Genomic DNA, 19,537 nt, shown 5'->3' with positions numbered 1-19,537 from the left:
TTATTTCCTGTTTTTTACATATTTCTCTAACCATTGGTCTTGCTCCCAAAGTACATGTAATATGTTTTCTTTACCACGATAACCGTGCGCCTCAAATGGCATAAATACAAATCTAACAGTACCACCTAAACCTTTAATGGCTGCAAATAAACGCTCACTATTAATCGGATAAGTACCGGTATTGTCATCAGAATCGCCGTGTATTAATAGTAATGGTGTTTTAATTTTATCAGCATAGCTGAAAGGGCTCATTTCATAATACAGTTGAGGAACTTCCCAATACGTACGGTCTTCATTTTGGAAACCAAAAGGAGTAAGCGTACGATTGTAGGCGCCACTACGAGCAATACCTGCTGCAAATAAATTAGTGTGCGCTAAAAGGTTTGCCGTCATAAATGCACCGTAGCTGTGGCCACCAACAGCCATACGTTTTCGATCACCGACACCTAAATCTGATAATTTATTAATAGCTGCTTCTGCATTTAAACTTAACTGATCCACAAAAGTATCGTTTGGTTTTTTACCGTCTTTAGCAACAATAGGCATTTCTGCATTATCTAAAACAGCGTAACCACGAGTTACCCAATAAATTGGCGAACCCCATGCAATTGCTGTAAACTTGTCTTTCGATCCACGAATCTGTGCGGCATCTGCAGCAGAGTTAAATTCGCGTGGATATGCCCATATAATTGCAGGCAAAGCACCATCTTTCTCTTTATTGTATCCTTTTGGTAAGTACAGGTCTCCTGTTAAATCAACACCATCAGCACGTTTATAAGAAATTTTTTCTTTTGTTATGCCATCTAACGATGGATAAGGATTTGCGAAAGCTGTTACAGGTCTGTCAGCAATGCGAAGTACTAAATTTTTAATGTAATAATTAGGCACTAATTTCTGGCTCTCTTTTCGGGTAAGTAAAACCAGTTTATCAGCATCAATTACATCACTAACATATTCAAATGTACCTTCGGCACTGCGCCAAATAATATCATTTTTCTTAGTTGCTAAATCAAACTTTGCAAGGAAAGGTAAATCTCCTTTATCTGATGATCCAACGGTATTATTCATTAAAAGTTTAGTGCCGTTATCTACGGTACGAATAACCGAACGACCATATTTGTTTTTTGTCGTAACTGGTGTTCCTGGGTTACCATAGGCATCGGTTTGATTACGGGTATAAAGTTCTTCCAATGCCCCGGTTGTTGGGTTGTAAGTATTTACTGTATTGGTTTGTTTACTTCGCAAACCTTCCATTACCAATGCCAAATTAGCATCGCCCCATTGTATGCCGCGATAACGGGTTTTAGTTTTGAAAAGCTCTTTTTCTGTACCAGTAAACGGAGCACTTAATGCGTAAACAGCATCATGGAATGGTACGTTTTTCTTAATTAAACCACTATCTAAAGGTTTAGACCACACAATAGTTGCAGGTTGGTCATCACGCCAGTCAAAACCACGAACCACATTTTGTGTATTGTCATAACCCGAAGGTGTACCTTCTGCCGATGGTAATTCTGCCAATACTTTAACTGGTTTTCCAGCTAAATCGGTAATGGTAACTGTAGATGGAAATCCGCGTGCCGTAACCAAGTAAGAGAATGGTTTGCGGATAGTTTCAATAAGCATATAGCTTTTATCTGGCGATAAACTTACCGAAGAATAAATTGCAGGTTTACCAATTGGTGTTTCAACACCTGCTGTATTTTTTACCAGTTGCGAAGTTGCAAAGAATTCGAAAAGCTGCTCATCAAAAGGCGATTTTATTAAATCCTGATAAGTTGGACTTGGAGCCGCCTTACCCAAATTCTGCTGAACCGTTGGTCCTTTTGGCATTAAAGGTTTTACTGGCGCAGCACTTGCAGGTTTTGTAACCGCTCTATACATAATGGTATTATCATTTAACCAGGTTAATCCACTACCTAAAACAACATTTAAAAAAGCTTTATTGGTTTTAATTGCTTTTTTGGTTGCCAAATCAATTATATAAAGGTCAACACCTTTTTGTGTGGTATGGGTAAATGCAATTTTATTTTGTGCCGGGTTCCAGCTAATATTACTTGCATATAATGGAGTCGGTAAGCCTGTAACAGGAAATGTCTTATCCGTTTTAATGTTTTTTAAGCTAAAATTATTAATGTAAGTAATACGGCTTGGAGAATAATTATTCGGGTTTAAGCGTAAGCCTGCAATGCGGTATTCGGGCATTGCTAATTCTTCTACCGATGGATAAGAATTTCTTTCGCTGAACAAAATCCATTCCGCTTTATCATCAATACTTACGCCAGGAGTTGGTTTGGCAAGCAATAAATCGGCAATTTCTTTTGGTGGCGTTTGGTAGCTAACAGCATCTTGTGCAGCGGCATTTAACGAAACACAGGTGCCAGCTATTAAAAAATAGAGGTGTAGTTTTTTTAACATAATCCAGTTTGGTTATTTGATCTTAAAGAACAATCAAATATTGTAAATTAAATCGAGCTAAAGCTTCGCGTAACCGCTTATTTACATGTTTTAAAAAGGATCTGAAAAGCAAAACCTGTGGTTCTTTTGGTTTATCAGCCCTGCTTTCACTAATAGTCCTCGCCCAAAAAAAATGGGCTGCGGGCTAACCGTTCAATCAGGTTTATTTTGCAATAGATTGCTATTCGGCTGCTAAAAACCTAATCGTATAAACTTTTAATATGCGCTATCGAATTAACAATCAGTTTCTGCAGAATTTTAACATCTATATCACTCAGTTTTTTAATGTAAATGCAGGCCTTCGCTGTTTTATGTTTACCAAATTCAGCCAAAAGCTTTTCTTTTTCATTTAACTCCGATGTGAGATAAAGAGAAATTGAGTCTTTTCTCGGCGAAAAACCAGCTAATGGAGCATCGCCTTCTCTACCACTTGCATATTTATAATGGTAGCTGCCAAAGCCAACAATTGCAGTACCCCACATTTTTGCTTTAAAAGAAGAAGCTTCTTCAAATATTTTAATTAATTCAAAACTATCTTTTCGTTTCTGTTCATCCTTAACAGTATTTAGAAATGAAACTACATCATTCTCGTTTTCAGTGGTTTTGTTCTGAGCCATATTTAAAAGGTTTAATAACTAAAGTAATAAAAAAGGCCTGAAGAATTAACTTCAAGCCTAAAATATTATCGATGTTTAAATCTATTTAAACTCTCTAAAATCCTGTCCGTCTTTAATGTTTAATAAGCTTTCGTAAATTAAACTAATTACGTTATCAACATCTTCTTTATGCACCATTTCTACGGTAGTATGCATATAACGCAATGGTAAAGAAATTAACGCAGAAGGAACACCTCCGTTCGAATATGCAAAAGCATCTGTATCTGTGCCTGTTGAGCGAGAAGAAGCCTGACGTTGAAAAGGAATCTCATTTTTCTCAGCAGTTTTAATTAACAACTTATTCAAATTCGTTTGTACCGCAGGTGCATAAGAAACTACAGGACCTTTTCCTGCAGATAAATCTCCCTGGATATTTTTGTTAATCATTGGTGTTGTTGTATCGTGTGTTACATCCGTTACAATGGCAACATTTGGTTTAATTCGCTGTGCAATCATTTCGGCACCACGTAATCCAATTTCTTCTTGCACCGAGTTAACAATGTACAATCCAAATGGAAGCTTTTTCTTGTTCTCTTTTAATAAACGAGCAACCTCGGCAATCATAAAACCACCAACGCGATTATCCAATGCACGACCAACGTAATAACGATCGTTTAAAATCATAAATTCATCTTCGTAAGTAATTACACAACCAACATGAATCCCTAATTTTTCAACTTCTTCTTTCGAAGTGCAACCACAATCTAAAAAGATGTTTTTTAACTCAGGGGCTTGTTCTTTTTCACCATGACGGGTGTGAATTGCTGGCCAACCAAAAACAGCTTTAACCAAACCTTTTTCGGTATGAATATTTACACGCTTAGAAGGCGCAATTTGATGATCGGAACCGCCATTACGGATTACATAAATTAAACCATCGCTGGTAATGTAATTTACATACCAAGAAATTTCATCGGCATGGGCTTCGATCACAACTTTATAGGCAGCTTTTGGATTAATTACGCCTACCGCAGTGCCGTAATTATCAATAAAATGCTCGTCGATATAAGGTTTTAAATAATTTAACCAAAGCTTTTGTCCTTCCCATTCGTAGCCAGTAGGAGCAGGATTGTTAATATATTCTTCTAAAAATTGTAACGATTTTTTTGTTACAACAGCAACGTGTTTTTTCTTTTCGTCTTCTTTTTTCTTAGCCATACTTGTTTTAGATTTTAGACTTTCGGTTTTAGTTTAGCAATAGATAAACCAATCGATAACCTAACTTTTAATATTTCTATTTTGTGCCACTTTAAATCGCAATTCTCAGATGTACAATTTAAAATTTCAATTCCATTATAACAAAATCATAACCATCTTTAAAAAATGTATCCTTTGTTTCGTGGAAACCAAATTTAAAATAAAATTCCTTAGCATTTACACGGGCATTGCACCAAAGCTCGGTTGCTTTCTGAATTTTACAAAAATCTAAGATATACTCCATCAGTTTCGATCCTAAACCCATCTTTTGCGCTTCATTTAAAATCGCCAGCTTTCTAAATTGATAAACATCGCCCTGGTGAAATAATGAAACCACACCAGTAAGTTTATGGTTAAGGTATAAGCCGAAATGTACGCCATCAAAATCGTCTTTCAGTTTTACCGAATCGAAAGGCATATCTGGATACATAACCTCATGACGGATTCGCCAGGTTAGTGACGGAAATATTTGCTCGATTTGAATAAGTGTTTCCAAAATTAAAATTTCTTACTTCCGTAAAATTTATAAATTAACATATTAATAAAAACGATGCCTGTTATGCCATAACAAAATAAAGCCCAGCCACCTTTATCCCAAAGCCATAAGCCTAATGCCGAACCGCAACTTGCACCAATAAAACTTACCGACATAAAAATTGTATTTAGTCGGTTTCTTGCTTCGGGTACCAACGTGTATATACGTGTTTGGTTGGTTACGTGTATGGCTTGTTGGGCAATATCAATCAAAATAACGCCTAAAATAAAAACAAATAAATTGCTGCCGGTAAAATAGAAAAGTAATGCACTTGCCAGTTGCAAAGCAAAACCAATTTTTAAATTTTTCCGAGGATTGCCTTTGCCGCTAATTTTACCAACCAAAGGCGCCGCCAATGCACCTGCTGCGCCAGCAATACCAAACAAACCGATTTGATAAGCCTGAAACTTAAAAGGTTCGTTGGCTAAAAATAAAACCATAGTGGTCCAAAATGCCATTATAATTGCAAAAGCAAAGAAATTTATAATTGATGTTTCTCTTAAAACAGGTTGGGTTTTAATGTAGCCAAACATCGATTGCATTAAGGCTTTATAGTTTCCTTTAAAAGTTGGTAAGCTTTGTGGAAAGCGCTTAGCCATTAAAAACATTAATAAACCGCACAAAATGGCTGCCATAAAGAAAACCGCACGCCAACCTAATAAATCGCCTACAGTACCACTTATCGCTCTCGATCCTAAAATCCCGACCAGCAAACCGCTCATAATTATGCCAATATTTTTACCGCGTTCTTCATCATTACTTAAATTGGCGGCTAATGGTAAAATTAACTGCGGAACAATTGAGGTAATGCCAATAAAAACAGAAGCAATTTGAAGCAGAATAAAGTTTTTAGAAATTGCAGCGAGTAATAACGATACAATTGCAATGGCTGTGGTGGTTAAAATTTGTTTTTTACGCTCCAGCATATCGCCTAGCGGAACCAAAAGAAACAGCCCTACAGCATAGCCAATCTGTGTTAAGTAAGTTATATGACCAGCGTAGCTTTCCGAAATTTTAAAATCTTTAGCAATCAAAATAACCAGCGGCTGGCAATAGTAGATATTTGCAACAATTAAGCCAGTGCAAAAGGCCATTAAAAGAATATCAGCTCGTTTTAACATGTAACGTTATATAGGATGTATATATAAGATGGATCGTGTAATTGGTGAATACAAGTTACCCATCCATTTTCTATCCTTACAAAGGTATGTTTCCGTGTTTTTTGCGAGGGCTGTTTACCACTTTATTTTCTAACATCTTAAAAGCTTTTATCAACTTTATACGGGTTTGCGATGGTTCGATCACCTCATCAACAAATCCACGTTCTGCGGCCCGATATGGATTTGCAAAAATATCCGAATACAATTTTTCTTTCTCCAGCCATTTCTCCTGAGGGTTTTCTGCCCTTGTAATTTCCTTTTTGAATATAATTTCGGCAGCACCTTTTGCACCCATAACTGCAATTTCGGCACTTGGCCAGGCGTAGTTCATATCGGCGCCAATATGTTTACTGTTCATTACATCGTAAGCACCACCGTAAGCTTTTCGGGTAATAACCGTTATACGCGGAACAGTTGCCTCGCTAAAAGCATACAGCAATTTAGCGCCGTTGGTAATAATGCCATTCCATTCCTGATCGGTGCCAGGTAAGAAACCAGGTACATCCTCAAAAACCAACAACGGAATATTAAAACAATCACAGAAGCGAACAAAACGAGCTGCTTTAGTTGATGAATTACTATCTAAAACTCCCGCCAGGTAAGCTGGTTGATTTGCTACAATACCAATACTTCTACCCGCTAATCGGGCGAAGCCCACAACAATATTTTCTGCGAAATCTTTGTGTACCTCCAAAAAACTATCAGCATCGGCAACAGATGAAATGATTTCTCTAATATCATACGGTTGCGAAGCATTTTCAGGCATAAAAGTATTCAGTTCCAGTCTGCTTTCATCCGTCGCTTCATAAGGCAATGCTTCAACCATTTCCTCGCAATTTTGAGGCATATAACTTAAAAGCTTTTTAACATGATTTATGGCTTCAATTTCATTTGCACAAGCAAAATGAGTAACACCCGATTTTGTAGCATGTGTATTTGCACCACCCAGCTCTTCTGATGTTACCTCTTCATGCGTAACGGTTTTTACCACATTCGGACCAGTTACAAACATATAAGAGGTATTTTCTACCATCAAAATAAAATCGGTTATTGCAGGCGAATAAACAGCGCCACCCGCACACGGGCCCATAATGGCCGAAAGTTGCGGAATAACCCCCGATGCCTGAACATTTTTATAGAAAATATCAGCATAACCACCTAAAGAAACCACACCTTCCTGAATACGGGCACCACCGCTATCGTTCAAGCCAATTAAAGGCGCACCATTTTTCATGGCCATATCCATTAATTTGCAAATTTTTTCGGCATGTGTTTCCGACAAAGACCCGCCAAAAACAGTAAAATCCTGAGAGAAAACATACGTTAATTTGCCATTTATTGTGCCGTAACCTGTAATTACCCCATCGCCCAGATATTTTTCGCGTTCCATGTCAAAGTCGGTACTTCGGTGGGTAACCAGCATGCCAATTTCCTCAAAACTACCTTCATCCATTAAAAAGTGAATGCGTTCCCGTGCAGTAAGTTTGCCCTTTTTGTGCTGGCTATCAATACGATCTTGTCCGCCGCCAAGGTTGGCCTGGTTTATTTTATCTTTAAGTAAGGCAATTTTCTTATCCATATTTGGTCGTAATAGATTTTAAAATTAAAAATTAAATTTAGATGTAGCGCAAAGGCAGTACATCTAAATAACATTGCTCCCGTTTTTTGCTTGTACGCTTCACTTCGTCGATTCCTCCTCGTTGCAGGGTACCGCTTCAACCGGGGCTATTATCTGCTTTGGTTGCTTCGTTTTAATGGATTGCAAATTGCCAGGTATTTTATCTAAAATCCTGCTTAATCTGAAAATACTATGTGTTTTAGAAGGTTAGGTATACATTTTAAAAAGAAACAAAAATAATTTAGTTACCTTTTATTGCATTTTTTTTACAACATAATGCATAAAAAAACCAATTATCCGATTACTTTTGCAATACAACATTAGAATAAGATTAGAATTAGATCGATGTTTTTAAGAAAATACAGGTACATAATCGTAGCAGCATTTATGTTCATCTTCAGTTCGAAGATGGCTATTTCTGGTGCGCCTGTTTTTTGTGGAAGTATTGATAAGGAAATTATGAATGCCGTAATCATGCAAATCGAGTTAGAGCATGAAGGGGGCAAAGATACTTCTAAAAGCTCCGCAAAATTCACCGATTTTAAACTCAATGAACTAAACTACCCAATATTCTCTTACGAGTTTTCTTCAAGCCACATCATTCTGAAGAACAGTTTTATTGAGCATTTCAAAAGATATGTAGATCCATATCATGCTACCGTTCCAACACCACCTCCCAACTTTATCTAGTATTTTTTTATTGGGGCAACCTTTTATTTTTCTTTCGTAGAATTAATTATTAAAATTCGGGTTTATTTAGCGCGTTAATAATGTTATTCTTTTGAAAAAATTATTAAGGATTTTCCCACGATTTATTCGTTAAAATTTACCTGATAATTATATCATTATGCAAAAGTTTAATCCAGCCTTTTCTGGCTCGGACATGAAGAAATATTTTCTTAAAAAGAATTTAAAGAAAGATTTACCTTCAAGTATTGTAGTTTTTTTAGTGGCATTGCCACTGTGTTTAGGTATTGCCCTTGCCTCGGGCGCACCATTATTTGCTGGTTTAATTACCGGAATTATTGGTGGTATCGTTGTCGCTTCATTTAGTGGATCACAATTAAGCGTTAGCGGTCCCGCTGCGGGTTTAACCGTTATTGTGTTAGGTGCAATAACCTCGTTAGGAAGTTATCCAACCTTTTTGTTAGCTGTGGTTTTAGCAGGTGTGTTTCAGGTAATTTTGGGCATGGTTAAAGCTGGCACAATTGGCAATTATTTTCCTTCGAGTGTTATAGAAGGAATGCTTGCCGCAATTGGTTTAATTTTAATCCTTAAACAGTTGCCTCATGCTTTGGGGGTAGATAGCGATTTTAGTGGAGACGAGGGTTTCTTTCAGAAAGACCACGAAAATACCTTTTCTGCAATTTCTGCTGCCTTTAGTCATTTTAGTTTAGCTGCAGTTGTTATTAGCTTATTATCAATCGGTATTTTAATTTTCTGGCCTAAATTTAAAAAACTAGCTATTGTGCCTGCACCGCTTTTAGTTGTTATACTTGGAGTAACAGCAAGCTTTCTTTTTGCAGGAACAAATTATCAGCTACGGGCAGATCAAATTGTAAAAATTCCTGTTGTTAGTGGTGCAAGCGAATTCTTTAGCTTATTTACAATGCCCGATTTTTCTCAATTGGCTAATAAGGATGTGTACATTGTTGCCTTAACTATTGCAGTAGTAGCCAGTTTAGAAACTTTACTTAGTATAGAAGCGATAGATAAAATCGATCCGATTAAACGGGTATCGCCAACCAACAGAGAATTAGTTGCCCAAGGTTTAGGTAATATAGCCAGCGGTATGGTAGGTGGTTTACCAATGACATCGGTTATTGTACGAAGTTCTGCCAATGTAAATGCTGGAGGTCGAACAAAAATGTCGGCAATATTTCATGGTGTTTGGTTACTGCTTTCCCTGTTATTTATTCCGCAGGTTATTAATATGATTCCGCTTTCATGTCTTGCGGCAATACTCTTGGTAACAGGTTATAAATTAACCCGAATAGCTTTGTTTAAACACATGTACCATAAAGGCTGGAGCCAGTTTGTACCATTCGTTATCACGATAGTAGCGGTATTATTTACCGATTTATTAAAAGGTGTAGCGGTTGGTATGCTCGTATCGATTTTCTACTTATTGCGTACAAATATGCGTAATCCTTTCTTTTACAGAATTACCAAAGATGGCGACAAAAAGAATATCCGAATTAAATTGGCTGAAGAGGTTTCTTTCTTAAATAAAGCAGCAATACAGGTGGTTTTAACAAATATACCTCGTGAAACAAACGTAATTATCGATGGTTCTAACGCCCGATACATCGATCCTGATGTATTGGAAACCATTTTTAACTACAAACATAACGCCTATACAAAAGGCATTATAGTGACTCTAGAAGGTGTACAGAAACATTATACTGTACCAAAATTAAATAATACAATAATAGAAGACATTAATAAATAAAATTATGTGCGCTAAGACAATAGAAACAAAAGATATAACATACGATAGTTTATTACAAGGAAATAAGGATTGGGTGAAAGATGTGATTGATCAGGACCCTACTTTTTTCGATAAACTTTCCGATGGACAAAGTCCGCCAGTATTATGGATTGGTTGTTCTGATAGCCGTGTGCCAGCAAATCAAATTACCAATACGAAGCCAGGAGATATATTTGTACACAGAAACATTGCAAATGTTGTTGTGCATACCGATATGAATATGCTTTCGGTTTTAGATTATTCGGTAAACGTATTAAAAGTAAAACATGTAATTGTTTGCGGCCATTATGGCTGCGGTGGCGTTAAAGCTGCTTTAGGCAATAAACAAGTTGGTATTATTGATAACTGGTTAAGAAATATTCGCGATGTATATCGTACCCACGAACGTGAAATGGCCACCATTAAAGATCCAGACCAAAGGTTTGATCGTTTGGTAGAATTAAACGCCATAGAAGGCGCTGGAAATATTATGAATACCTCAATTGTACAAGCTGCATGGGCCAATGGCCAGGAATTAGCCGTACATGCCTGGGTTTATAGCTTAAAAACAGGGATAATTAAAGATATGAAGGTTACCTGTACCTGTCTAGACGACGTTGCACCTGCGTTTAAGGTTGGCTAAACATCTCTTTAGATGTAGTTTTTAGTTGTTTGTTAAGCCCTGGTCTTTATTGATCGGGGCTTTGTTTTTGCTCCGAATTTGGCATATTGCCTGCGTGGCCCTTGTTGCCCTTTTCGGCATCCTCTCGAGCTTCTTCTGAGCCGAAATCACCTCTTCCAAAGTTCCTTCCGAGGTTTCCAGCATCCGATTTTACTTTGTTCTTTTCATGGTTTTCATCGCTATGATGGCGAGGAACCAACTGATCGGGCATATTGGTTTTATCGGCTGAATTGTCTGCATTTTTATCTTTTAAATTCTCATTGTTATTTTTCTCGTTTTCCATGATATTATAATTTAGCTATAGAACAGTTGGAAATGACTATAGTTTTAAAGGATTTGGAAATAAATGCTTCAGGCGCTAAGGATGCTGAAGTCCCGTCATTTGGTATAGCCCTGGTAAAAACTCGGGCTGTCGCGGCTGTCGGGTTTAGGTTTAAAGAATGTGCTTTCTACATCATGCAGCCCTAAATAGTTGCAGAGACTTTATTACATAAACGGGATTGAAACAACATTTTTTCAGTTGTCTTTTCGAGTGCAGTCGAAAAATAGGGCTAAAGATTTATTATAATCCGATTAATGTTCGTACTGGTTTTTGCCTTAAAAAAATAAATTACTACGTAAATATCGTATCAATAAGGTAACCTATTAGTATTGCGGTAATCATTGAGGTAAGCATGCCTAATACATATGCGAAAAGCGCTTTTACATAGCTTGATATTTTTCTTTGATCGAAAAACTGACCAATTGCCCAGCTAATGTAACCAAATGAAAGCATGCCAGAATATTGCATTAGGCCAATTTTTGTAACACCTTGAATTAGTGCAAAAAGTGCTAAAATTAACATGGCTACGCCGATAACAAAGCACAATAGAATTAAGATTTCGAAAAAATTATAGTCATACTTTCTGAAAAACAACTTTAGCCAGGCGGCAATAAACACCCCCATAATAATATTTGCATAGCCATAATGACTTTGAATCCAGCCAAAAATGCTTGTTATTGCCTTGCTTTTGACTTCGTGAACACTGATATAACCATCCTCTATGTGGAAAAAGTGATTAATTGTTGTGTAAATTAAGGAAGTGATAATGATAAAGATAACAGGTTTTACCAGTCGGCTCCGATCATCGGAAATAAATCTTTTTATGCTTTTGCCTGGCCTGATCAGTAACGCTTTTATGGTGTATAAAATGCCCTTATCAAAATGCAGGATGTGTTCGATTTCGTGAAGGATATAATGCCCGTCGATTCTTTTTAATTGTGCTGGCTGAGCACAGTTGTTGCAATATTTACCAGCAAAATCATTGCTACAGTTAGTACAAGTAAGTATCATCAAAGTTAATTAAGATTAAATGAGTTTAACGCTATGCTAACTTGTTCAAAGTTATTAAGTGTTGGTAGAAAAATGATTACCAGGGCAATTATAATTTGTAAAAAGGCAAAAGCGTATTTGCCTTTCATAAATACGATGTACATAATTGCACATACCAGAATGGTGCATATTATGCCTGCTGAAATGATAAGGCCTTTAAGTTTCATTTTGTTTTTGGTTAACGCTTTTAAACTAAGCTTAAGAGTGTTTTTTTGGTTTAGTAAATGATGAGCGAACTTAACCGATCTAAATTTTATTGGCGCTACACTTTAGTGTAATTTTGCTATTTTAGTTTGCTAAATGAAAACAACTGTTAATACAAGTTTACTTACCAAAAATAAAATCAATCAGTTAATGCCAGATAATAATCTACAGTTAACTGATTATCTGGAAGTGGTTAAAGCTTTTGCCCGTTTAACCTATCAAAGTGTGTATGTAATCGATTATGCGCAAATGAAATTCGAATATGTTTCGCCTAACCCATTATTTTTAAGTGGTTATACTGCGCAGGAAGTTTTGGAATTGGGTTACGAATTTTATTTTAATAACGTGCCCGAAAGTGATTTAAAATTACTGACTTTAATTAATGAAACGGGGTTTGATTTCTTTGCAAAATTACCTGAATCGCAAAGAAAGAATTATAGCATTACTTATGATTTCAACCTGATTAAAAAGGATGGAAAACCTGTTTTAATTAATCATAAACTTACGCCTCTTTTTCTTACTGACGACGGAAGAATCTGGAAAGCCATGTGTTTAGTTGCGATTTCGAATAATCAAAATGCGGGTAATGCCATTATCGATAAGCAGGGATCGGATGAGGTTTGGAAACTTAATCTGGAGAACCGAATTTGGGGTAAGGTGCTAAAGCCAAAACTCAACGAAAGAGAATTAGAGGTTTTACGGTTATACGCCCAGGGTTTAACAATCAACCAGATTGCTGATAAGATATTTGTTGCGCCAGATACCGTAAAATACTATCGAAGAAGAATTTTCGATAGCTTTAATGTAGGTAATATTGTAGAAGCACTTTCTTACGCTGTTAACAACAAAATAATTTAGAAAGAACCATTAGTGATACGGATTTAAGCTTTGCAGCCCCAAATAGTTGCACATACTTTGCCATTTAAACAGGATTGAAACGATATCCTTTTTAGCCTGTCATTCTGAGCGTAGTCGAAGAATAAGGCTAAAAAGATAAAGTATAAAGCCCGACTAACCTTAATCTTAATGCTGTTTTTGCTTTCCAAATTTCTGTAAAAAAGAAAAACCCCTGATTGCTCAGAGGTTTTTTATACTATCGTCGGACTGTGTCGTTACAGATCGAAATACTAATCTTCAGCTAAGAAAGGATAACGATAATCAGTTGGCGATTCGAAAACCTCTTTAATGGTACGTGGAGAAACCCAACGTAATAAGTTAATCATCGAACCCGCTTTATCGTTCGTACCCGAACCTCTGGCGCCGCCAAATGGTTGCTGACCAACAACTGCACCTGTACATTTATCGTTAATGTAGAAGTTACCAGCTGAGTTGCGTAATGCATGACTTGCTTTATCAATCGCATAACGATCCTGTGCAATTAAAGCGCCTGTTAATGCATATGGTGAAGTGGTATCAATAACCTTTAAAATCGAATCGAAATCCTGATCAGCATAAACATAAACGGTTAATACAGGGCCGAATAATTCTTCGCACATGGTTGTATATTTCGGGTCATCAACCACTAAAACAGTTGGCTCAACAAAATAACCTTTGCTCTTATCGTAGTTACCACCAGCAATAATTTCTACACCTTTATCTTTCTTCGCCTGGTCGATATATTTAGCTAATTTATCGAATGAGCGCTCATCGATCACGGCATTAATAAAATTACTGAAATCTTCCGTCCCGCCCATTTTAAATGTTGCTAAATCGCGTAACATTTGTTTTTTAATTTCTGGCCATAAGCTTTCGGCAATGTAAACACGACTCGCAGCCGAACATTTTTGTCCCTGATATTCGAAAGCACCACGAACAATTGCCGTGTTTGCAATATCAACCTGCGCCGAAGGGTGTACTAAAATAAAATCTTTACCACCAGTTTCGCCCACAATGCGAGGGTACGATTTATACTTGTGGATGTTGGTGCCTATTGTTTTCCAGATTTCCTGAAATACTTTTGTAGAACCTGTAAAGTGAATACCTGCAAAATCAGGGTGATTGAAAATTACCTCGCCAGTTTCTGGTCCATCAGCATAAACCAGGTTGATTACACCATCAGGTAAACCCGCTTCGCGAAAAATTTCCATTAACAGATTGGCTGCATAAACTTGTGTATCTGCTGCTTTCCATACTACAACATTACCCATCATCGCTGCCGAAGCAGGTAAGTTAGCAGCAATAGCTGTGAAGTTGAAGGGCGTAAGTGCGAATACGAAACCTTCTAAGGGGCGTTGCTCTACACGGTTCCAGTTTCCACGAGGCGAAACAGGAGGTTGTTGTTTGTAAATATCACTCATGTAACTTACGTTAAAACGCAAGAAATCAATTAATTCGCAAGCCGCATCTATTTCTGCCTGATAAGCATTTTTGCTTTGGCCAAGCATGGTAGCCGCGTTTAATTTATAACGGTATTTACCTGCAATTAAATCAGCTGCCTTTAAAAAGATTGCTGCTCTGTGCTCCCAAGAAAGGTTTTCCCAATCTTCTTTCGCAGCTAAAGCGGCATCAATAGCTTGCGCAACATGGGTTTTGTCGCCAATACTATATTGCGCTAATATATGTTGATGATCGTGTGGTGGAACAACTTTACCCTTTTTAGTGGTATGTACTTGTTTGCCTCCAATATACATCGGGATGTCTTGTTGGTGCGAGCGAGCTTCAGCAAGTGCTTCTTTTAGAAGAGCACGCTCTTTACTGCCTGGACCGTAATTTAATATAGGTTCGTTTACCGGAGTTGGTACGTTAAAAAATCCTTTAAGCATAGTGTATTTTTTATGAGTTGCGCAAAGATAAGGCTTTTACACGAAGGCAATTCTATTATTCTGTAAAGAAAATGGGGCAAACGTTTGATTGATTTTTATCATCAGAATCTATTTATCTCATCGGGATGACAGTTAGTATGCTCCATAAGTTAATCTATCGATCACTGCGTTCCTCCATATTCAAATCCGTATCAAAAGGGCTTTTCGTAAAAGGATAAATGGTTTGTTTCACAAAGCCTTTTGGATATTCTGCTTCATGAACGCCAGTCCCAGCTGGCCAATCTTTGCCTGGTAGGTAATATGTTCCAAATATCATATCAATAAAAGGGAATATCGATGCAAAGTTATGCCCATAATATTTAGGGTCTTCGCAATGGTGCCAATGGTGGTATTGAGGGGTGGTAAAAATGTATTTCAATGGGCCAAAATTTATCCTCGTATTGGCATGAATTAATACGGCATGAATGGCAATGAAAATGATATAAACATTAAATACTGTAGATGAAAAACCTAAAATATACAATGGAATAAATGTCATTGCTCGGGTAAAGAAGATATCAATAAAATGCGTTCGGCTTCCTGCCAGCCAGTCCATATTTTGTGTAGAATGGTGTATAGAGTGAAAACGCCATAAAGAAACTCTAGTGTGAAAAAAGCGGTGCGCCCAATATTGAAATAAGTCGGTAGCGAAAAAAGCCAAGAATAACGCAACAATAAAAGGCAAGCCTTGTACCCAGATGTGCAGTTGATCTAGACCCATCCAGCCGAAAAACAATACAGCAGGTTTTTGCGTTACAATACCAAAAAACTGAATAAACAAATGACTAATTACAAAGTAAGTTAAATCGGTTCGCCACTCTTCATGGAATTTGGTTTGCTCGTTATTTTTCGGAAAAAACAATTCGAGCGGAACAAAAATAGCAACCATTAAAAGTAAATCCAATATCATCCAGTCTAGACCAAAATGCCAGTTCGATTTTACAACATCTCTACCTTCGACACTTAGTGCGCCTAAAATTACAGCTAAGGCTGCAAGTAAAAAACCTGGCCAACCCCATTTCAGTTTTTTGCTTAGTACCACACTTAAAGCAGCAAAAAAGAAGGAAGCAATTACGCCACCAAGCATGAGCACTTCCATACTGTCTTTGGTGTAAATTTCTCTAAATTCTGGGGTGGTTAATTTTTCTGGATAGTGAAAGCAGAGAATTCCAAGCAGGGCTAAAGCCGCTAAAAAGATGGAGATGTAGCCACTAATTTGTCCTTGGCCGACTACTAAACGTTTATTTGGAGACATTAATGTATGTTTTGTTTGAGAACAAGTATAGCAAAAATTTGGAATGATGTCTTACATCAAAAACAATAAATGATTTTTTAGCACTCACATTCAACAATTTGTAATTCCTTCATTTGCAAAAATATATGGAAGGTTTCTTTTCTTTATTTTGAAATTTAAAGCGTTTCAAGGCGCCTAAAAAATAAAACGAGACTGATATTTCTATATAACACAGCCTCGTTTGGAATTCTTTTTATTAATTCATTTTCTGCTACTCTTTTAAAAACACCAGACATTTCTCGCAAACTTTAAACAATAGTGGCGGTAAGGTTTCACTTTCGTAGGGATGACTGGCTCCATACACATGATTTGCGCCTTCGATTTTAACTAATCTACTGGATGGATTTGCATCTGCAAGTTTTTGTGCATTTTCAAAAGGAACATTTACATCATCATCGCCCTGTACAATTAACCAGGGAATGTTGATGCGTTTTGCAGCATCGATGATGTTAAGTGTATCAGCATTTTCTTGAAAATCTTCGAGCAAGGTTTTATTTAAGGGCATTTGCTCTTTTGTGCGGGCATTGGTTACATAGATTTTTCCTGTTTTTAACCATTCTGCTTCCTGGTCCTTTTTCCATAAAGAGCTAAAATCGGTAATGGCGCTCCAGGAAATCAATTTGTTAATTCTTAAATCGTTGGCCGCTTCTATAATGCTTAACCCGCCACCGCGACTATGGCCAATTAGGTTTACTGGGGTTTCTTTACCGTATGCTTTTTCTATGTAATTCAAAACTTCATTCAAATCAAAAAGCTCTTTCGAAACGGTATTATTTGCAAAACCATCTAAGTCGGTCACGTCTTTTGGATTGCTTGCGGGTACACCACTGTATGTGAAATTGAATTTTATGTAGCGATAACCGTTGGCTGCAAAGTGGCGGGCAACTAAATTATGTGCGCCCCAATCTTTAAAGCCTTTAAACCCATGAACAAAAAGTACAATTGGCGTATTTGGGTTTTTATCATCAAATGTAATATCGCCAATAATTAATTTTCCATCAGCGCCGCTTAGGCTAAAATCATTTTGTTTAATCATAATTTAAGGTATTGGTATATAAATATAAACCTACAAAACCAGAATTTGTTGTTCGGGTTGCTCTGTCTTGTGTTTTTGAAGTGAAATATATTTATCCTTTTTTTATTCGTATATGGCTTGATTTATTCTGCTTAAAAAACGAATATGGCTAAAGAAAACCAAACCCCAAATCAAGAATCAGAAAATGGATTTTTTGATAATTTAAAAGGCAAATTGAATGAATTTACGCAAAAAGCGAGTGATGCTTTTGATGAAATAAAAGAAAACCACTGCCTTTGCTTTTCATACTTCGACAGGCTCCGTGTAACTAATGGTGTAAATCCACGCCCACCATATGAAAAATGCTTGAAAAGGAATCCGGATCCAGGCTATTAATGGTGTAATTTCAATTGATCTTAACATAAATGGTGCTTTCTGAATCATGTAAATATGGGCGGGCATGAAGGCTAGAAGCATTAAGATAATTAGCCATGCGGCAAGTTTTTGCGTTCGCTTAAAAAGCAGCATAAAACCAAAAGTAATTTCAGAAATGCCCGATAAGTAAATTAAAAATTTTTGGGCGGGCAACCATTCGGGCATAATTGCGTAATAACCTTGGGTGGATCGAAAATGGTTAAAGCCTGCTGCAATGTAGAATAAGGCATAAATGCACCGAAAGATTTTAAAAGCTGGGGAAGGATTGTCAGTGTTTTGCATTTATTTAAAACCGTTCTAAATTGATGTATATTACAGATTAATGACGGTGACATGCGTTAACCGTGTTACTTTTGTATCCCGATAATAGTTAACAACGGAGCACTTGGAATATTTAAAAGTAATAGCTTTTACGCATCACCACATCGACCTGAAATCTTTAGGGAAATTAGTTATTTGTGACCAGAGTTTAGATAGCAGGTTGAAGAATATTCAAACGGAACTTCCTGTTAGTGAAATTTTCTATCTTGGTACCTGTAACCGTGTAGAGTTCGTTTTCCTTACCAAAGAAAAAACCGATAAAGAATTTATCACTAAATTTCTAACGGTTTTAGATATGGGGTTGCCTCCTGAGTTTATGGAGCGTTTCCTTGATAATGTTACCGTTTACGAAAATGAGGAGGCTTTTAATCACTTGCTCAGAACTTCTTGTTCTTTAGAAAGTTTGGTTGTTGGCGAAAAAGAAATTCTTGCTCAAATACGTAAAGCTTACGAAAACTGCCGTGATGCAGGTTTTACGGGCGATTATATGCGTATGATTATGGAGCGGGTAGTGAAAACGGCAAAAGAGGTTTACACGCACACCAATATTTCAAAAAATCCAGTTTCTGTTGTTTCGTTGGCTTATCGTAAGCTAAAAGAATTAAATATGTGTGGCAATTCACGCGTATTAATTATTGGCGCTGGCGAAACCAACCAGAATATTGCAAAATACCTGAATAAGCATAAGTACTCTAATTTTTCAGTTTTCAATCGTACGCTTTCTAAGGCCGAAACTTTGGCTGAAGAGTTAAATGGTAATGCCTATCATTTAAGTGCATTAGAAACTTTTACCGAAGGGTTTGATGTGATTATTACTTGTACTGGTTCTACCGAGGCTATCATTGACGAAGAGCTTTATGCCAAATTGCTTAGCGGCGATACGGGTAAAAAGGTAATTGTTGATTTGGCCATTCCAAATGATGTTGCTCCAGCGGTTATCCACAACAATCCCGTTCATTACATCGAGGTTGAATCTTTAAAAGAGGTTGCCCGCAAAAACATTCAGGAACGTTACAACGAATTGGTGCATGCCGAAGATATTATTAGCAATAACATTACCGAGTTTTTTACGGTTTTAAAACAGCGCCGCATCGAATTAGCTATGCAAGATGTTCCCCGCAAGATTAAAGAAATTAAAAACACAGCACTTAATGGTGTGTTTGCCGATGAAATTAGTCAGATGGACGAGGCTTCTCGTGAAGTTTTGGAACGTGTAATGAATTACATGGAGAAAAAATGTATTAGCGTTCCAATGATTATGGCTAAAGAAATTTTAGTTAATCAATCTTAATTCAACCGTTTTTGTTATGGTCGTCATTC

General features: G+C 36.9%; 19 protein-coding genes. 6 read left to right on the top strand and 13 right to left on the bottom strand.

The window, feature by feature from the left end; all coding sequences use genetic code 11:
• The 6 genes from ACZZZI_RS06040 to ACZZZI_RS06015 all read right to left on the bottom strand — a co-directional run bounded on the left by ACZZZI_RS06040 (position 1) and on the right by ACZZZI_RS06015 (position 7,584).
• Positions 1-2,418, bottom strand: coding sequence for an alpha/beta hydrolase family protein (locus ACZZZI_RS06040; protein ID WP_463488936.1), 2,418 nt, complete (start codon positions 2,416-2,418; stop codon positions 1-3).
• Positions 2,419-2,657: 239 nt separating this feature from the next.
• Complete coding sequence (locus tag ACZZZI_RS06035) at positions 2,658-3,074, bottom strand: DUF1801 domain-containing protein (protein WP_424059406.1); 417 nt, start codon at positions 3,072-3,074, stop codon at positions 2,658-2,660.
• Between the two features lie 81 nt (positions 3,075-3,155).
• Positions 3,156-4,271, bottom strand: a complete 1,116-nt coding sequence (locus ACZZZI_RS06030; protein ID WP_316764484.1) for a M42 family metallopeptidase — start codon at positions 4,269-4,271, stop codon at positions 3,156-3,158.
• Positions 4,272-4,389: 118 nt separating this feature from the next.
• Positions 4,390-4,806, bottom strand: coding sequence for a GNAT family N-acetyltransferase (locus ACZZZI_RS06025; RefSeq protein ID WP_316764481.1), 417 nt, complete (start codon positions 4,804-4,806; stop codon positions 4,390-4,392).
• 2 nt (positions 4,807-4,808) lie between these two features.
• Entirely contained in the window at positions 4,809-5,966 is a 1,158-nt protein-coding gene (locus ACZZZI_RS06020) for an MFS transporter (RefSeq protein WP_463488935.1), read from the bottom strand.
• A gap of 76 nt (positions 5,967-6,042) precedes the next feature.
• Complete coding sequence (locus ACZZZI_RS06015; RefSeq protein WP_463488934.1) at positions 6,043-7,584, bottom strand: acyl-CoA carboxylase subunit beta; 1,542 nt, start codon at positions 7,582-7,584, stop codon at positions 6,043-6,045.
• A 384-nt stretch (positions 7,585-7,968) separates the two neighbouring features.
• Here ACZZZI_RS06015 and ACZZZI_RS06010 point away from each other — a divergent pair, with 384 nt between their 5' ends.
• The 3 genes from ACZZZI_RS06010 (at position 7,969) to can (ending at position 10,736) form a co-directional block, all read left to right on the top strand.
• Complete coding sequence (locus ACZZZI_RS06010; RefSeq protein ID WP_316764473.1) at positions 7,969-8,313, top strand: hypothetical protein; 345 nt, start codon at positions 7,969-7,971, stop codon at positions 8,311-8,313.
• Positions 8,314-8,470: 157 nt separating this feature from the next.
• Positions 8,471-10,075 carry a SulP family inorganic anion transporter gene (locus tag ACZZZI_RS06005; protein WP_316764470.1) on the top strand — a complete coding sequence of 535 codons (1,605 nt, stop codon included), beginning with the start codon at positions 8,471-8,473 and terminating at the stop codon, positions 10,073-10,075.
• Positions 10,076-10,079: 4 nt separating this feature from the next.
• Complete coding sequence (gene can, locus ACZZZI_RS06000) at positions 10,080-10,736, top strand: carbonate dehydratase (protein WP_344765866.1); 657 nt, start codon at positions 10,080-10,082, stop codon at positions 10,734-10,736.
• Positions 10,737-10,782: 46 nt separating this feature from the next.
• Here can and ACZZZI_RS05995 read toward each other — a convergent pair whose 3' ends face one another.
• The 3 genes from ACZZZI_RS05995 to ACZZZI_RS05985 all read right to left on the bottom strand — a co-directional run bounded on the left by ACZZZI_RS05995 (position 10,783) and on the right by ACZZZI_RS05985 (position 12,314).
• Complete coding sequence (locus ACZZZI_RS05995) at positions 10,783-11,058, bottom strand: hypothetical protein (RefSeq protein WP_316764465.1); 276 nt, start codon at positions 11,056-11,058, stop codon at positions 10,783-10,785.
• Positions 11,059-11,388: 330 nt separating this feature from the next.
• Positions 11,389-12,108 carry a DUF3667 domain-containing protein gene (locus ACZZZI_RS05990; RefSeq protein ID WP_463488933.1) on the bottom strand — a complete coding sequence of 240 codons (720 nt, stop codon included), beginning with the start codon at positions 12,106-12,108 and terminating at the stop codon, positions 11,389-11,391.
• A gap of 5 nt (positions 12,109-12,113) precedes the next feature.
• Complete coding sequence (locus ACZZZI_RS05985; protein ID WP_344765868.1) at positions 12,114-12,314, bottom strand: hypothetical protein; 201 nt, start codon at positions 12,312-12,314, stop codon at positions 12,114-12,116.
• 133 nt (positions 12,315-12,447) lie between these two features.
• Between ACZZZI_RS05985 and ACZZZI_RS05980 the strand changes: the two genes are divergently transcribed.
• A complete protein-coding gene (locus ACZZZI_RS05980) occupies positions 12,448-13,209 on the top strand; it encodes a response regulator transcription factor (protein WP_463488932.1) in 762 nt (253 codons plus the stop codon).
• Positions 13,210-13,478: 269 nt separating this feature from the next.
• Here the strand turns inward: ACZZZI_RS05980 and pruA are convergent, their stop codons facing one another.
• From pruA to ACZZZI_RS05965, 3 genes are all read right to left on the bottom strand, one after another.
• Positions 13,479-15,113 carry an L-glutamate gamma-semialdehyde dehydrogenase gene (gene pruA, locus ACZZZI_RS05975; RefSeq protein WP_316763620.1) on the bottom strand — a complete coding sequence of 545 codons (1,635 nt, stop codon included), beginning with the start codon at positions 15,111-15,113 and terminating at the stop codon, positions 13,479-13,481.
• A gap of 154 nt (positions 15,114-15,267) precedes the next feature.
• Positions 15,268-16,407: a sterol desaturase family protein gene (locus ACZZZI_RS05970; protein WP_463488931.1), complete on the bottom strand. Its 1,140-nt coding sequence runs from the start codon at positions 16,405-16,407 to the stop codon at positions 15,268-15,270.
• 250 nt (positions 16,408-16,657) lie between these two features.
• The gene (locus ACZZZI_RS05965; protein WP_344765870.1) at positions 16,658-17,482 is read right to left on the bottom strand and encodes an alpha/beta hydrolase family protein; all 825 of its coding nucleotides are present in this window, start codon (positions 17,480-17,482) and stop codon (positions 16,658-16,660) included.
• A gap of 144 nt (positions 17,483-17,626) precedes the next feature.
• Here ACZZZI_RS05965 and ACZZZI_RS05960 point away from each other — a divergent pair, with 144 nt between their 5' ends.
• Positions 17,627-17,857 (top strand): hypothetical protein, encoded by a 231-nt coding sequence (locus ACZZZI_RS05960; RefSeq protein ID WP_463491816.1) that lies wholly within the window; start codon positions 17,627-17,629, stop codon positions 17,855-17,857.
• On the opposite strand, the gene ACZZZI_RS05955 is transcribed toward ACZZZI_RS05960, so the two are convergent.
• Complete coding sequence (locus ACZZZI_RS05955) at positions 17,765-18,178, bottom strand: DoxX family protein (protein ID WP_463488930.1); 414 nt, start codon at positions 18,176-18,178, stop codon at positions 17,765-17,767. The two genes, ACZZZI_RS05960 and ACZZZI_RS05955, sit on opposite strands and share 93 nt — an antisense overlap.
• Before the next feature lie 103 nt (positions 18,179-18,281).
• On the opposite strand from ACZZZI_RS05955, the gene hemA reads away from it, so the two are divergent.
• Positions 18,282-19,508: a glutamyl-tRNA reductase gene (gene hemA, locus ACZZZI_RS05950; protein WP_424058731.1), complete on the top strand. Its 1,227-nt coding sequence runs from the start codon at positions 18,282-18,284 to the stop codon at positions 19,506-19,508.
• Positions 19,509-19,537: the final 29 nt, after the last annotated feature.

It is taken from the genome of Pedobacter sp. AC190 (assembly GCF_979258025.1).
This window is presented reverse-complemented; position numbering and strand designations above follow the sequence as displayed.

Bases quoted from the DNA above. Each gene is read 5' to 3' on its own strand.
- ACZZZI_RS06005 (WP_316764470.1), top strand. From the start codon at position 8,471: ATGCAAAAGTTTAATCCAGCCTTTTCTGGCTCGGACATGAAGAAATAT.
- ACZZZI_RS06015 (WP_463488934.1), bottom strand. From the start codon at position 7,584: ATGGATAAGAAAATTGCCTTACTTAAAGATAAAATAAACCAGGCCAAC.
- can (WP_344765866.1), top strand. From the start codon at position 10,080: ATGTGCGCTAAGACAATAGAAACAAAAGATATAACATACGATAGTTTA.
- pruA (WP_316763620.1), bottom strand. From the start codon at position 15,113: ATGCTTAAAGGATTTTTTAACGTACCAACTCCGGTAAACGAACCTATA.
- ACZZZI_RS05970 (WP_463488931.1), bottom strand. From the start codon at position 16,407: ATGTCTCCAAATAAACGTTTAGTAGTCGGCCAAGGACAAATTAGTGGC.
- ACZZZI_RS06020 (WP_463488935.1), bottom strand. From the start codon at position 5,966: ATGTTAAAACGAGCTGATATTCTTTTAATGGCCTTTTGCACTGGCTTA.
- ACZZZI_RS06035 (WP_424059406.1), bottom strand. From the start codon at position 3,074: ATGGCTCAGAACAAAACCACTGAAAACGAGAATGATGTAGTTTCATTT.
- ACZZZI_RS05995 (WP_316764465.1), bottom strand. From the start codon at position 11,058: ATGGAAAACGAGAAAAATAACAATGAGAATTTAAAAGATAAAAATGCA.
- ACZZZI_RS05980 (WP_463488932.1), top strand. From the start codon at position 12,448: ATGAAAACAACTGTTAATACAAGTTTACTTACCAAAAATAAAATCAAT.
- ACZZZI_RS05990 (WP_463488933.1), bottom strand. From the start codon at position 12,108: ATGATACTTACTTGTACTAACTGTAGCAATGATTTTGCTGGTAAATAT.
- ACZZZI_RS05960 (WP_463491816.1), top strand. From the start codon at position 17,627: ATGGCTAAAGAAAACCAAACCCCAAATCAAGAATCAGAAAATGGATTT.
- ACZZZI_RS06030 (WP_316764484.1), bottom strand. From the start codon at position 4,271: ATGGCTAAGAAAAAAGAAGACGAAAAGAAAAAACACGTTGCTGTTGTA.
- ACZZZI_RS05965 (WP_344765870.1), bottom strand. From the start codon at position 17,482: ATGATTAAACAAAATGATTTTAGCCTAAGCGGCGCTGATGGAAAATTA.
- ACZZZI_RS05985 (WP_344765868.1), bottom strand. From the start codon at position 12,314: ATGAAACTTAAAGGCCTTATCATTTCAGCAGGCATAATATGCACCATT.
- ACZZZI_RS06040 (WP_463488936.1), bottom strand. From the start codon at position 2,418: ATGTTAAAAAAACTACACCTCTATTTTTTAATAGCTGGCACCTGTGTT.
- ACZZZI_RS06010 (WP_316764473.1), top strand. From the start codon at position 7,969: ATGTTTTTAAGAAAATACAGGTACATAATCGTAGCAGCATTTATGTTC.
- ACZZZI_RS05955 (WP_463488930.1), bottom strand. From the start codon at position 18,178: ATGCAAAACACTGACAATCCTTCCCCAGCTTTTAAAATCTTTCGGTGC.